The sequence below is a fragment of the Bartonella sp. AC62GZZY genome (assembly GCF_042196525.1).
Lineage (GTDB): Bacteria > Pseudomonadota > Alphaproteobacteria > Rhizobiales > Rhizobiaceae > Bartonella.
Genome location: NZ_JBHIQN010000003.1, coordinates 212,778 through 227,180, shown reverse-complemented (window position 1 = coordinate 227,180; position 14,403 = coordinate 212,778). Strand labels below are relative to the sequence as shown.

The window sequence follows — 14,403 nt, the reverse complement described above, 5'->3', positions numbered from 1 at the left end:
TCAATCATAAACTTGAGAAATCATAGACTTGAGAGTGGATTAAACCTCTTATATTATCTTTAGCCATTCATATCGGATTGGTCAGAGGGGAAATACGCGTTTGTAGCGGAGTGGCTCTTACTATAACTATAGTCAAAATAGTTATTTTAGGGATTTTTCTTTATAAGAGTGGGGCTTAAATGATTTATGCGCACTTGCTTTAGAAAAACTATTTGGCTGGATTTTGCGCTCTATAACAACACCAGCGTGCGATTTTTCTTATTCCACCATCTTCATTACGTCGTACAGCATAACAATAACGCTGATCAGGAAATATATTTCGTTGCATATCACGTACAATATGAGCAGTATGGCCATAAGGTGCTACACAATCAATAAACCATACGTATTTTCCATTTTGCCAATTGGCATCGGGTAAAAATTCTCCCTTTTCAAGCATAGATTGATGATTTTTCTCATCTAAAAAAGCCCAGGTGATAAAGGCGCAAAATTCTCCACGTTCATTTTTATAGAGCTTGTATTGCCCAGTCTGTAAAGCTGGACCTAAGTTTCGGTCTATATCCCAAACTCGCCAGCGGCGGTATAAGGGAGATGTAAGCATTAAAACAACCATGGCACCCAAAGCCGTAAGAGGATCTATGAGTGATGGTGATGGATTTTCATTTACAGACATTATCTTTCCTTTAGGGACTGTTCTAAAATTTTGGTGATAGGTTCAAAGAAATAAGAAATGAGACGCCGTTTTGAGGTAATGACATCCGTTGTTACAGTCATGCCAGGGATAAATTTAAATTGTTTGTTATTCAAAGTGATATAATCTTGGTCAATTTTGATTAAAACAGCGTAGACACCATTAATTTCTTTATTATAGCGTGCTGTAGCGCCTACATTAACGACTGAGCCGTGGATAACACCGAAACGTTCAGGCGGAAAGGCAGAAAACTTGATGTAAGCACGTTGGCCCTTTTCTAAAAAACCAATATCTCGATTATCAAAAAATGCTTCAATAATGAGACCGCCCGCACCAGGGACAATGCGCATGAGAGTTTTACCAGCCTCTACAAAGCCACCCAAAGTATGGGTACTTAAATCATCGATACGTCCATCAACAGGTGCATAAAGTGATAAGTGGTCAAGATGGTATTGAGTGCTATCAAGCTTTGCTTTTAATCCTTGAAGATTCAGTTCTGTTTCACGCGAAAGTTGCCGATAGCGGGCGATTTCATCGGAAATGAGACTTTTCCGTTGTTGGCGGAGGGTATTTATTTCGGCGGCATTTTCTTCCAAATGTCTTTGATTGGTTAAAATTTCATGCTCGACATTTTTAAAGTCATGTAAACGCTCTAAGTAAACGGCTTGGCTAATGACTTTTGTTTCCATCAGGCTTTTTGCAGCTTTTAATTTTCCTTGGCTTAATTGACGATCATCTTCCAACCTATCTAATTGCGCATGTTGTGTTGCACCGCTGCGCTCGACGCGGTCCGCTTGTGCTTTTAGCGCTCTTAATTTATCTTGGAGAGATTGAAGGGTAGCGCTAATGAGTTTTTCACCTTCTATTCTTGCAGTCGTGTTGCCAGAAGGAGGAGCTGGCAGATAGGCAAGCCCTTTGGTCACAAAATCTTTATCCAAAGGATCACTTTCATGCAAAGCTGTTAAAATAGCTGTTGCGATTTGTGCTTGAAGAGTTTGTTGCGCGATATCTGCTTGAACACGTGCGCACTCATTGAGGGCTTCACGGGGATCTAATTGAATAAGGAGATCCCCTTGATGAACAAATTGCCCTTCTTTTACAAGGATTTTTTCAATGCGTCCTGTATTTTGCGCTTGGACAAGCTGAACATAGGTGGTGGGAATAACACTTCCTTGCCCCCGTGCAACAATCTCTGTTTTTGCGATAAAGCTGCCGATCACAATAAAGAGAAATAAAGCAATCAAAACAGCAACCACCATATGAAGCGTTGGTGACAAAAGGCGCAAATAAGGAGCTTTATCTGCCATTTTTTGCCTCCAAATCAGTAAAGTTTAAGACGGTTGCATGTTGAGGAAAGAGGTCACTTTTGTGGGTAATAACAAGAACAATACGATCTTGTGAAAGTTTATATAAATGCTCAACAATTTGTGCACTGACAGCGTCATCCAATGCGGAAGTAGGTTCATCCAAAATAAGAAGGCTTGGGTTTATCAGAAAAAAACAAGCCAAAGCCAAGCGTTGGCGCTGACCACCTGATAAAAAACCACCTTGCTCTCCTACTTGAGTATGGAGTCCTAGAGGTAATTGAGCAATCAAATCATGGCAAGCACTAATATATAGTGCAGCGTCGATTTCATCTTTAGTGGCATCTGGTTTTGCAAGAAGCATATTCTCAAGAATGGTTCCGGAAAAAAGGCAAGGATTTTGAGGAAAATACGCGATAGTTTCACGCACGCTACGGACATCAAAATTCTGTAAAGGTTGGGCGTTAATCAATATCTTTCCGCTTGTTGGGGGGTAGAGTCCACAAAAGAGCTTCGCCAAGGTTGTTTTTCCGCACCCTGAAGGACCAAGTAACATAATTGGTTGCCCAGGTTGTAAACAGATATCAAGATGATTGATAATGGACTTATCTCCATAAGAAAAACAGAGATCGTTGGCTTCAAGATGAGGAGGAGCACTGAGTTGAAGAGGCGGTTTTTCTTCTTCCCATTCTGGAGGGGAGTTAAGAATATCGCCCAAACGAAGACGAGAGATTTTCAAATGCTGCCATTCTTCCCATAGGGATGCAAGGCTTAAGATAGGACCAGAAACATTGCCTGCAAGAAGATGAAAGGCAATAAGATAATAAAAATAGTGAAAAGATCACCAAAAATATGGCTCATAGCTCCATTGAGAAGATGCAATTTACTGGTTGTAAGGCTTTGATCCAGACTACGTGCTAGAGTTTCTTGCATGCGTACCGTATGAGCAGCTTCTTTTACGTGTGCTTTAATGGCTTCAAGATTGGTAAAACTTTCAATAAGGCACGATTTATGGACAGCTTGCAGAGTGAAAGAACGGCGTAATTGGCGGCGCAAGAAGGGACCGACCAACGCTAAAGAACCCATTTGTAAAGGTAAAATGATAAGGACAATGAAGGTCAGTTTCGGACTAATGGAAAAGAGTGCAACAATATAAATAATGGCAAAGAGAACATTTAGCACAGTTGTGGTGATGGTTCCTGTTAAAAAACCGCGAATTGTATCAACCTCTCCAATACGTGAAAACAATTCTCCCACTTGCCAACGGCGTAAAGTGGGCAAAGAGAGACTTAAAAGATGGGTATAAATGCGCCGTCCAAATTCTAGCGTAAGCCGATTGGCTAAATAAGCTCCTAAATAACCTGATAGAGTGCTAAGAGCTGTGCTAAACAGCATGATAGCAACCATCAAGACAACGATAGCATAGAGACTTTCAATACGCTGAAAAGGGAGAATACGGTCAATAATCGCTTGAAAAATAAAAGGATTTACCAAGCCCAACAAACGCAAAACAACAGCAACGCAACTGAGTTCGATGACATAATAAATATATTTCTTTGTTGTTCTTGTAAACCAAGAGAAGGCTACAGGTTTTTCTTGTGAATGACTCATTTGATTTTATGATTTTGTTTAAGAGAAAGAGCGATGGATGTCGCATATTTAAACAGTATTGTAAATAGTATTATTACTCAACAAAATATACATTTTGTATGAATATAATATAAACATAATGTATTTATTATTTATACAGTATTTTTATTATTATTTTTACAACTTATGTTTGACTTCTTATAAAGTAATAAGTAAAGAATTTCTCACTGCATCATTATGATACAGTATTTTAAATATATATAATGGATAATAAAAAGCGTAGTTCAAGCTCATCGCATGATTCAAGTAGTAGTTCACATCCAAAAAGTTGGCTTTTTCCAGAAGAAGATGATTGTAGCGCAGGTGCTCATTCCCAAGCAGCAGGTGCAGGTGGCATCGTAGGAGAATTAATAGGAGGTATTGCTGGTGCAGTTGGAGGTCTTTTTTCTGGACCGGGAGGTGTTGGTTCTGGCTTTGTCAATGGAGCAATAGGAGGTGGACTAGCAGGAGCTGGTGACGCTGTGGTAGATAAATACAATAAATGCTATACGGCACCAAGGTGTGAAACAAGCGATTATGTTGAAGCAGCTGCCATACACGGAGGCATAGGAGCAGCAAGTGGTGCATTATTGGGGCCGGAAGTAGCACTAGCAGGCGGATTAGGAGGAGCTGCTAACGGTTTGATAGATAAGTACAATGAATGCCATCCGAATCCAAGTTGTGAAGCAGGCGATTATGTCGAATCAGCAGCCATAAAGGGAGGCGCAGGAGCATTAATTGGTTTATTAAGTGGTCCGGAAGGAGCAGTCGCAGGCGGAGTAATGGGAGCTGTTAGCGGTTTGATAGATAAGTACAATCAATGTCATCCGTAAAGTGGAGGGACATTGTTTCTAATTTATTTAGAAAATAGCTAGTAAGATATTTCTGAGATCAGTGATATTGTAAACATACTTTAAAGCTATGGCTAAACTGATTTCAGGGATATTTTTGTGTGTAATAATAGATATTTTATTTTGGATTTTTTTTTATGAATACTTTTACTGGCTCCTTATTGGCAACGTTTATATGTGGATTTTTAATGTTCTCTTACAATAGATTTAAAGGTGAGAACTGGAGTATAAAAAGGACAATATTATCAACAATTATGTTTTTTATATTATATTATGCTGGAAATTTATTAGTTAAATATATGGGAATTTTATAAATATTGTTTATATATAAAATTATACTTAATTAAGTTAAGTTTATTATTTGAATTATACTTTCTATATATATTAAAGACTTCATAAAGTAGATGAAATTTCAGTCTGGATTTTTTGTTATGCATACTTTTACTAGCTCCTTAGTGACAGCAATTGGATTTGGACTTTGCATGTTTTCTTACAATAGATTTAAAGGTGAGAACTGGAGTATAAAAAGGACAACATTATCAACAGTTAGGTTTTTTATATTATATTATGCTGCAAATTTATTAATTGAATATATGGGAATTTTAAAATAATATAAAATAAAGTTGTTATCAGTATTTTATTATTTATTATAATTTATATATTTTTACAAATTATAGTTTATTTTTTGCTAAATAGCATGCTCATCACATAATTCAATTAGTAACTCACATCCAAAAAGTTGGCTTTTTCCAGAAGAAGATGATTGTAGCGCAGGCGCTCATTCCCAAGCAGCAAGCGCAGGCGGCATCGTAGGAGCATTAGTAGGAGGTGTTGCTGGTGTGCAGTCGGAGGTTCTATTGCTAAACTAGGAGGTGCAGGTGCTGGCTTTGTGAGTGGAGCAGTAGTAGGTGGACTAGAAGATCTGGTGACGCCATGGTAGATAAATACAATCAATGCCATCCGAATCCAAGTTGTGAAGTAGGCGATTATGTTGAATCAGCGGTCATAAAGGGAGGCACAGGAGCATTAATTGGTTTATTAAGTGGTGTCCGGAAGGAGCAGCCGCAGGCGGAGTAATGGGAGCTGTTAACGGTTTAAAAGATAAGTACAATCAATGCCATCCGTAAAATGGAGGGAGGCTGTTTCTAATTTATTTAGAAAATAGCTAGTAAGATATTTCTGAGATCAGTGATATTGTAAACATACTTTAAAGCTATGGCTAAACTGATTTCAGGGATATTTTTGTGTGTGATAATAGATATTTTATTTCGGATGTTTATTATGTATATTGGTGATAATATTATTTCACTATTAATGAGTAATGTTTTTGATGTGTTGTATTCAATATTTATTTTTATATTTTTATTTGCATTAATTTATAGATACAGTGGTGACAGTAATTTATAGATACAGTGGTGACAGTTGGAAAAATAGTATAAAGGAATCGCTTAAGACATTTGTTTTGTTCTTTTTGTTCTTTTTAGCATTTTTTTATTTATTTTTCTTTTAAATATATTAGATATTAGTATTTATATTTAACTTATTATAAAAAACAACTTTCATTTAAATAAGTTTATATTATTTTTAATTATATATATTATGTTTTTACTTTCTTATTATGTATAATTTAAAAATTTTTTCTTATATACTTAGATTAAGAAGTTGAAAAGAATATAAAATTAGATTTATTTGAGTTAAGTTTATTATTTATAGAATTCTAAATTTCTATCTATATCTCTATATATATAAAATCATTCGTAAAATAGATAAATTATTTTAAATTAAAATATTATTATATATGATATGTTTTTTATCAGGTTAAATAAGATTTATTTTTAGTATTTGTTTTATATCTATGTAGACTTTTTACATTTCAGAAAATGAGCTGACTTAGTTAAAAAGAGATAGAAAAAGCAACATTCTATACGAAAATTCTATTTTTTGTTATAGATTGTTTGCGTATCTATAAATTTATGTAGCTATAAGTTTATAATCAAATTTGCTAAGTTTATTTGTTTTACAGAGTTTTTTCTTAAAAAGCACGAATTGTATTAATCTTTCCAATACGTGAAAACAGTTCTCCCATTTGCTAATGGCGTAAAACAGGCAGGAGAGCCTTAAAAGATGGGTGTAAACGCGTCGTCCAAATTCTAGCGTAAGCCGATTGGCTAAATAAGCCCCTAAGTAGCTTGATAGAGTGCTAATAGCCGTGCTAAACTGCATGCTAACCATCTTAATTGTATCGTTCTGATATGTTTTTTTACAAAATATAAAGGGGGATTTATATGTTTGGTTCATTTAGTTCTAGTTTTTCTAATGGTTGGTCTCATGTTTCTAATACGTGGTCAAATATTTCATCAATGAATTTTTCAAGCAGTGGATCACGACCTGGGTGTACTGTTGGAGATTATCTCTCGACAGCACATTCATCGGGATTAGTAGGATATCATATAGGACAGACTGGTGGAGTAATTATAGGAGGTGTCGCGGGAGCATTCGGAGCAGGAGCGGGTACGTTGGCAGGAGCGGGAACTGGTGGTGCAATTGGTTCTGGTGTTGGCTACGGTCTTGGAGGACTTGTGGGGATAGGTTTTCGGTATAATGTATGCTATTAAGTTATAATATTTTAATATATATTTAAAGTTATAGTAATATTATAGACATATTTTAATAAATATGTCTATAGGTGTTTATAGAGTATATTTCATTAATAAATTGATTTATATTTTAATTTGGAAATTTTATGTGTTATGTATATTTTAAGTATCTTTTCTGAATTATTTTTTACAGTTTGTTGTTTAAGTATATTTATATCTTTGTTTGAATTGTATTATGTCTCTAAGGGATACGATGAAAAAAATATTAAAAAAAAATCATTAATAAGAATAATTTTATTTTTTAGTGTGTTCTTTATTTTGTTTTATTTAGTTAAGTTATTTGTAAATTAATATATTGTTTAACTAGTTTTTATATATCATAATATTATGTATTAAATTATTTAATTAATTGGAAAATATTATGGGAGATATTTTATTTAATATTAAAAATGCATTACTTGCAACAAACATTTTTTTAATTTTAAGTATACTTTTTTATAAATTACAATTTCCTACTTGGAAAAAATCTATTAAATTGGGGGTAGTTATAATTATTATATACTTTATAATATATTTTGGACTTTATTATTTAATAAATGATATTAATATATAAAATATTTGATGTGTTTTATCTTTATTTATAAGTATTTTACTAATGTAAATATAATCTTATGTAAAAATAAAATTAGATAAATTATATTTTATAATTTTATTATTAACTATTTTAGTGGTTATTATTAATGTGGGAAGATTTTAGTCATTTTATTGTAAATATATTACTTTCAATAATAAGTGTAATTACAATAATATATTATTTATTATTGCAAAATAAATATAAAAATTATAATACGAAAGAATATAAAAGAAATATATTATTATTTATAATAAGCTTAATTTTTATATTAATTTTTATAATATTTTTTATGAATATATACTATAAAATTAATTTATTTAATAGTGTATTAAATATATTTAAATAAAATATTAAACCATTTTAATTGTATCTCTCTAATACATTTTTTAATAAACAAGGAGGTTTTATATGTTCCTAATACGTGGTCAAATATTTCATCAATGAATTTTTCAAGTAGTGGATCTCGACCTGGGTGTACTGTTGGAGATTATCTCTCTGCAGGATTGTCAATGGGACATATCGGACATATCGGACATGATATGGGAGTGGTAACTGGTGGACTTATGGGGTGGTCAGTTGGAGGACCAATAGGCGCTGCGGAAGGTCTAATGTTAGGAGGAAGAGTTGGCACTGGAGTAGGATTTGCTACAGGTGTAGGAAATACACTCTATGGATGTTATCGCTAATATAAAAATCAGCAGATATTTCTAAAATGAACAAGCTTGTAGGCATAATTATGTGTCTACAAACTTGACAGGAAGATTTAGGTGCATAATTTTACAAAATTATATATTTAATTTGGATTTTTTTTTATGAATGATCTTATTCGTATTATTGTAGAATTATTATTTTCTATAGGTGCTTTATTTATATTTTTCTATACATTGTTTTCATATTATAAATCTAAAGGTTATAGTAAAAAAGAAATTTGGAAAAAAATTTTGTTAAGAATATTTTTGTTCGTTATATTATTTTCTATGACATTTTTTATTTATATACGTTATTTCTATGAAAAATGATTATTCATTATTAATTTATAATTATAGATTAATTTGGAAATTTTATTTGTTATCTATATTTTTAATATATTTTATGAATTATTTTTTGCATTTTTTGTTTAATTATATTTATTTAAATTGTATTATGTATCTAAGGTATGTAATGAAAAAAATATTAAAATTAAATCATTAATTAATAATAAATTCGTTTTTTATATTATTTTAAATTATTAATTTTTATATGAAATAATATATATTAATGTTTATTGTTTTTATATGTTTTTAATTTGGATTTTTTTATGAGTGATATTATTCGTATTATTGCAGAATTATTATCTTCTACATGTGCTTTCTTTATATTTTTCTATGCAATGTTTTTACGGTATAAATTTAAAGGTTATAGTAACAAAGAAATTGTGAAAAAAATGTTGTTAAGCACATTTTTGTTCATTATATTTGTTATATTACTTTCTATAACAGTTTTTATTTGTATACGTTATTTATATGAAAAATGATTTTTATAATATTTATTTAATATTAAAATTTAAAAAATATTTACTGATTACAGTTAGACAAAGAGACTTTAATATTATTATCAATATTTCTGTTTTTTATTTCCTATTTTTTTAATCTTTTTCATTATTTCAAGAATGGTTAGGTTTAAGAATATTATCTTTTGTATAAGAATTTTTAGTTTATAGTTTTTGAAAAGTGATTATTTTCTTATATATCATAATTTATTGAAAAATAAGCTGATTTACTAATATAACTTACTATACTTCTAGTTTCTACTCATCATCTTGAGAAAGAGGAAGTGAGGCGATTTCTGTATCAAGCGCATCCATAAAATCGATAATAAAAGCAGCATTGGTTCCCAAATCTCTTGGCAAATAACGAGAAGCAGAACGCATATCAACAAAAGTTGTATCCCCTTCATTCGTTAAACGAATAACAATATCTGAAATAAAGCCAAGGTAAAAAGTTTTGGCCATTGTTTCAATGTAAATTTCATTTTCTTCGCCTTTGAATTCTCTTTGCGCTACAACAGGCCAATCATAGGCTTCTAAAACATTGAGAACAGATTCGCAAATACGATCAGGTGAGCCATCATAACGGCGCCCCGATATTTCTGGCCATTGTGAGATCTGTATTGCTGCTTGTTCAGTCAAAACACTTTTGAGCGGTAAAGCATCGCTGGGACGTATTGTGCGAAAAAAAGCCGGTGGTCTTTGTGTATCGGTAGAAATATCGTAAAGAGCTGGTAAGCTAAACCAAAGTCCAAAAAAGAGCATCAATGGTGTCGCAGTTATTAATGAATAAATGATCCCTTTTAAAGCTTTCATTCCCCCTAGAGCACCATAGACCCACAAACTATGAAGTGCTTTAAGAGCCAGAAAAAGAGAAATAATTACACAGCCAGTAGAGATACCTATCAAGATTATGAAGTCGCTTACGTTAAGTAAGGAAAAACGTTGTAAAATGACTGAAAATAATAAAATAAAGAAGGCTAAACCACCAAATCGAGGGGACCATACTGCTGCTCTTGAAACGAATCGAACATATCTCTTCTTCATGAAGTTTTTTCCCCTCAATTGTAAACTATAAGCCAAGTTTTTTCAGAGTGCTATCTTACAAAAAGCTTCTGCTCATAAACCAAAAATAAAGCACTTATTTTTAAGGTCAAGGATGCGTAATGTCTTATAAGTTTCCAGCGGTTATTTTAGCACTTCATTGAAGGTAAACAATATTTCTTCTATAGTTTATCATGTTGTTGATGCGAACTTTATGGGAATTTTTGTAAATAAAAAGAAGTAAACTCAAATAACAAGTTCTACGGTTGTTAGCAGCATATATTTTTAGAACTTTACTCTTGATTTTTCTCTTCTAATGGCGGGGAGTTTTTTCTGTCAGATAATGCGTCTCAAATAGGATATGATTATGTGCAATAGAGATTTCATTCTACCTCAATAAAAAATTGAGGGATCTACAATCAGATAAATCTGAATTCGAATATTTGATTAATAGAGAAAAAAGATAACCATTTTGATAGGCTTCATGTATTTTGTACAGAAAGTAAGGTATTGTACAAATGAGAGGTTAGTCCGTTTTTATTCATAAAATATGCGACAGGTCGCAGATGAAAGAAAAGCTTCACTTTCTTTTTTTGCAAGGGAAGAAGGGACAAAAATACGTAAAATAACAAACCCTTCATTCAAATTTTTAGCAACCAAAACTGAATTGGCATTTTTTTTAGGTTTTGATTTTTTGAGTTCTATGATTTGTATTGGTTTTCCAATGATAAGATCAAGTGTCGCATCAGGGGCTGTTCGGTCATTAAGGCTATAGAAAATAATTCCGTCGTGTGTGTAGGCTGCTAGTGACCAAAATTGTTGTGTTTTCAAAGCTTTTAAATGAACAGGTCCATTTTCAAGATTAAATCTGCAGACTTTAAGAAGAAAGAGTGGATCAGCAGATTGCTGAATAGGATTATTGGGCGTAAAATCGACAAATTGATAAGAGGTTCCAGATTTTTTTAGTGCTGTCCATATATTATCTTGTGCCCAATAGGGGATCAGAAAGAGAACGCAAATATGAACGATAATAGCGCCAATGATTGCAAGAAGTGCGGTATAAATAAATCTAATCACAATTTATTTGTCCTGATGGAATTTGTTCTATAGAGGGCATTGTGAGCTTTTGTAATGCCGTTGCTGAGATGATTGGAGTATCGTATAAAGTAAGAATAAGCCCGAATTCTTTTTGACTAATTGTTGCAAGCCAATTACCGGTTTGCGGTGTGGGTGAAATATTGATGCGCAATGAGCCATCATGCTCATAGATAATATTGTTAGTGTGAAGTTCAAAAGGTATTTCTTTGGATGAAGTATAGGGTTTAAGGGATTTGTCAGCTGTATAAAGGGTAAAAAGACGGGTTTCAGGGATGGTGCCTTTGAGCAAATAATGACAGTGATGATGAAGTGGACGCCCTTGGTTATCTTGCCAAATCTGGAATTGAATACCTTCAGTTCGTCCGAGTGAAACTATGCCTTGTTTAGCGGTGCGAGCGCGGGTATAAGGATCCATATTGGCGGTTCCCATTTGTGGATAAGCACTCCATTTTCCAATTCTAAAGTGTCCAAAGTGATGAAAGGAATTGAGTACATAATCGACACTCAGTGTTCCACATAAAATGGAAAAAGCGAAGATAAAAAAGAAAATGGTGATATTAAAAAACATCAGTGAATATCTTGAATTCAAAATGTTGAATCTCCAGTTGTTTTCATCTTCAAAGAGATTGAAGAGGTTTTTTCAGATCTTTGTTAATCAATCGCACGATATTTAATGTTTCAGGAGAAAGCGTAGAGGGTATTTGGGAGGAAACTTCAGAATCTACACGGGAAGAAAGTACTGGAGGCTGATAAGGAAGGAGAGAATCTTTAACACCATAGAGCTGTTTGAGCATAATATTTTGATGCGCAGCAAGCATGATACGATGCCATATCATGGCAGGAACGCCACCCCCAAAAGCACGATTCATCGGTGAAAAATTATCATTTCCCATCCATACCGCTCCCGTATAATTTCCCGTAAAGCCAACAAACCAAGCATCACGATAAGATTGTGATGTTCCAGTTTTCCCAGCGACAAGAGTCATGGGCAACGCAGCACGCTTACCAGATCCTCGTGTTGTGACACCCACCATCATTTGATTCATATAAGCTGCTGATTGTTCACTCAGAACTCGGTGTAGTTTTTTTCCGTTATGTTCGAAATCCCACACAACACGACCACCAATTGTTTTGATTTGCGTAAACCCATGACGATTACCCGCTATTCCTCCATTGGCAAAGACATTAAAGCCTGTAGCTTGATCCATGGGGGTCATGTTGGAAGTGCCAAGAACCATCGTTTTGTGTGATAAAATATGCGCGTTAATCCCCATATTTTTAATGAGATCTATGATAGGTTGGGTATCGCGGTTAAGATATTGGTAGGTGAGATAAACAGGGACTGTATTAATGGAAAAGGCTAAAGCTGTTGCTAAGTCAATTTTTCCCAGATAACGACCAGAATTATTTTTGGGTGTCCAACCTCCCCAATTGATGGGAGCATCTAGAACGATTGTTGAGGGTGATAATCCATGTTCCATTGCGGCTGCATAAACATAAGGTTTGAATGAAGAACCAGGTTGTCGACCGCCCTGTGTTGCTCTGTTAAATTGGCTCTTTTTGTAATCTAGTCCTCCAACAATTGCACATACCGCACCGTTATTATCGAGTATAACGGTGGCTGCTTGTGTTACACGATATTGTTGACCATATTGATGTAAATGATAGGCAATTGATTCTTCTGCTGCTTTTTGAATATTCGGATCAAGGGTCGTTTGAATAATTAAACTATGGCTTGGAAGTTGATTGCGCATTTTTTTGACTTCCTCGAATGCCCAATCAAGAAAATAATCAGGCTGATTATTGTCTATTTGGGGAAGGGCCCTAGCAGGGTGGCGATGCGCGTTGATAATCTGGCTTTTCGTCATAAAGCCACTATTAACAAGATTAGAAAGGACGACATTGGCACGTGTTTGAGCAGCAAAGAGATGACTATGAGGGGCATATTTTGTTGGAGCTTTAAAGAGTCCTGCTAACATAGCAGATTCACTCAAAGATACATGACGGATATCTTTTCCAAAATAAAATTTTGCAGCGGCTGCAATACCAAAATTGTTTCCTCCCATATAGGCTCGATCAAGATAAAGTTGCAAAATCTGCTTTTTGCTAAAATTTGCTTCTAGCCAAAGAGCAAGATAAGCTTCTTTGATTTTACGTGTTATGGTTCTCTCGTTTGTTAAGAATAAATTTTTAGCCAATTGTTGTGTGAGAGTTGAACCACCTTGCACCACCCCTTTAGCTTGAATATTTTGTGAAATTGCCCGTGTAAGTCCTTGAAAATCAACGCCCCAATGATCAAAAAAACGACGGTCTTCTGTGGCAAGAACGGCTTTAATAACAGTGTCAGGCATTTCTTCAACAGGGACAGAAATAGCCGGCATTGCACCACGGTGTCCAATTGGATTTCCATAGAGATCGAGAAAAAGAATGGAAAAGTTTTTAGGAGAAGACCAATCTGTTTTGGTAAGTTCAAAAACAGAAATGCCCAAAATGGTGAAAAGAGTAAATCCCATCAACCCTAATGTTAGTATTTCATCGAGAACTTCAACGATAAAACGTTTCCATCCTTGAAGATGAAAATTTTGTGAGACGATTTTTGCCTTTTTCCAGAAAAAACTGTTAGCAGAACGAATGTGATAAAGCGCTGTGTCTAATCGTGCGTCTAATTCAATGAGAGCAGGACTATGAAATGGCTTACGGTGTTGCCCTTTCTTTTTTTTAAAAAAATCAAACATTTAAAGAGAGCCTATGGCAAAGCAATACAACCAAACAAATCTACAATAAGTATATGGAGTAGAAGTATTTTTTTTCTATAGTTATAACAGAGAAAGAATTTGTTTTAGAATTATGCATTTTTTGTAAGATAGTATATTAATATTTTATTATTTTATTATTTTATTGAATAAATTTTATTCTCATTATTAAAAATATTTTTTTGATTTTTTAAAAATTTGGATTAATGTTAATATGTTACTTTTGTAAGATAGAGGATAAAGTTTTTCCATTTGTGATTTTTTAATCGACCAAAAA

At 33.5% G+C, this 14,403-nt stretch carries 10 protein-coding genes and 1 pseudogene; 3 read left to right on the top strand and 8 right to left on the bottom strand.

The genetic code is table 11. The features are described from left to right. Nucleotides 1-208 precede the first annotated feature (208 nt). The 4 genes from ACFIML_RS03770 to ACFIML_RS03755 are packed head-to-tail and all read right to left on the bottom strand — an operon-like array spanning nucleotide 209 to nucleotide 3,606. On the bottom strand, nucleotides 209-673 hold the full coding sequence (locus ACFIML_RS03770) for a toxin-activating lysine-acyltransferase (RefSeq protein ID WP_375687397.1): 465 nt from the start codon (nucleotides 671-673) through the stop codon (nucleotides 209-211). Beyond that, nucleotides 673-1,998, bottom strand: a complete 1,326-nt coding sequence (locus ACFIML_RS03765) for an HlyD family type I secretion periplasmic adaptor subunit (RefSeq protein WP_375687395.1) — start codon at nucleotides 1,996-1,998, stop codon at nucleotides 673-675. Before ACFIML_RS03765 ends, ACFIML_RS03770 begins: the two co-directional genes overlap by 1 nt. Continuing rightward, nucleotides 1,988-2,734 carry an ATP-binding cassette domain-containing protein gene (locus tag ACFIML_RS03760; protein ID WP_375606381.1) on the bottom strand — a complete coding sequence of 249 codons (747 nt, stop codon included), beginning with the start codon at nucleotides 2,732-2,734 and terminating at the stop codon, nucleotides 1,988-1,990. The genes ACFIML_RS03765 and ACFIML_RS03760 overlap by 11 nt, the downstream gene beginning before the upstream one ends. 32 nt (nucleotides 2,735-2,766) lie before the next feature. Next, nucleotides 2,767-3,606, bottom strand: a complete 840-nt coding sequence (locus tag ACFIML_RS03755) for an ABC transporter transmembrane domain-containing protein (protein WP_375606380.1) — start codon at nucleotides 3,604-3,606, stop codon at nucleotides 2,767-2,769. A gap of 242 nt (nucleotides 3,607-3,848) precedes the next feature. Between ACFIML_RS03755 and ACFIML_RS03750 the strand changes: the two genes are divergently transcribed. From ACFIML_RS03750 to ACFIML_RS03740, 3 genes are all read left to right on the top strand, one after another. Continuing rightward, nucleotides 3,849-4,457, top strand: coding sequence for a hypothetical protein (locus tag ACFIML_RS03750; protein WP_375687392.1), 609 nt, complete (start codon nucleotides 3,849-3,851; stop codon nucleotides 4,455-4,457). A 2,303-nt stretch (nucleotides 4,458-6,760) separates the two neighbouring features. After that, nucleotides 6,761-7,090 (top strand): hypothetical protein, encoded by a 330-nt coding sequence (locus ACFIML_RS03745; protein ID WP_375606378.1) that lies wholly within the window; start codon nucleotides 6,761-6,763, stop codon nucleotides 7,088-7,090. 1,056 nt (nucleotides 7,091-8,146) lie between these two features. Continuing rightward, nucleotides 8,147-8,392, top strand: coding sequence for a hypothetical protein (locus ACFIML_RS03740; protein WP_375606377.1), 246 nt, complete (start codon nucleotides 8,147-8,149; stop codon nucleotides 8,390-8,392). A gap of 1,100 nt (nucleotides 8,393-9,492) precedes the next feature. Here ACFIML_RS03740 and ACFIML_RS03735 read toward each other — a convergent pair. From ACFIML_RS03735 to ACFIML_RS03720, 4 genes and pseudogenes are all read right to left on the bottom strand, one after another. Next, nucleotides 9,493-10,278, bottom strand: a complete 786-nt coding sequence (locus tag ACFIML_RS03735) for a DUF1499 domain-containing protein (RefSeq protein WP_375687390.1) — start codon at nucleotides 10,276-10,278, stop codon at nucleotides 9,493-9,495. 534 nt (nucleotides 10,279-10,812) lie between these two features. Further along, nucleotides 10,813-11,352, bottom strand: a complete 540-nt coding sequence (locus ACFIML_RS03730) for a hypothetical protein (protein WP_375687388.1) — start codon at nucleotides 11,350-11,352, stop codon at nucleotides 10,813-10,815. Beyond that, entirely contained in the window at nucleotides 11,345-11,941 is a 597-nt protein-coding gene (locus ACFIML_RS03725; RefSeq protein ID WP_375687386.1) for a DUF1214 domain-containing protein, read from the bottom strand. The genes ACFIML_RS03730 and ACFIML_RS03725 overlap by 8 nt, the downstream gene beginning before the upstream one ends. Before the next feature lie 17 nt (nucleotides 11,942-11,958). Then, a pseudogene (locus tag ACFIML_RS03720) lies at nucleotides 11,959-14,108 on the bottom strand (transglycosylase domain-containing protein). Nucleotides 14,109-14,403: the final 295 nt, after the last annotated feature.